Annotated in this window: 1 protein-coding gene; it reads right to left on the bottom strand. The window is 54.9% G+C overall.

Annotated elements, in window-relative coordinates; genetic code table 11:
• The coding region (locus ACRHOZ_RS20925; RefSeq protein WP_431130203.1) for an aldehyde dehydrogenase family protein at positions 1–277 on the bottom strand (277 nt) is incomplete at both ends.

Here is a 277-nt window from a genome sequence, read left to right as displayed (position 1 = left end):
CATCGTCGGGCAAATCCGTCAGCACTGTGGGCGAGAAAAAGAAACCATCGCGCTTGATCTGTTCTCCTCCCAGCAACACTTTGCCACCCAGAGAGCGGGCGTTGTCGACAAACTTTTGCATCATGGGCAGGCGGCGCTCGTGAGCCAAGGGGCCCATTTGCGTATCCGGGTCCAGACCATCGCCCACTTTTACATTGGCCAGCTCTTCGGTGAAACGGTCCACAAATGCAGTGTAGATATCGTCGTGGATATAAAAACGCGTGGGCGAAATGCACAC

The organism is Flagellimonas flava (assembly GCF_050617915.1).
GTDB lineage: Bacteria > Bacteroidota > Bacteroidia > Flavobacteriales > Flavobacteriaceae > Flagellimonas > Flagellimonas flava_A.
This window is presented reverse-complemented; position numbering and strand designations above follow the sequence as displayed.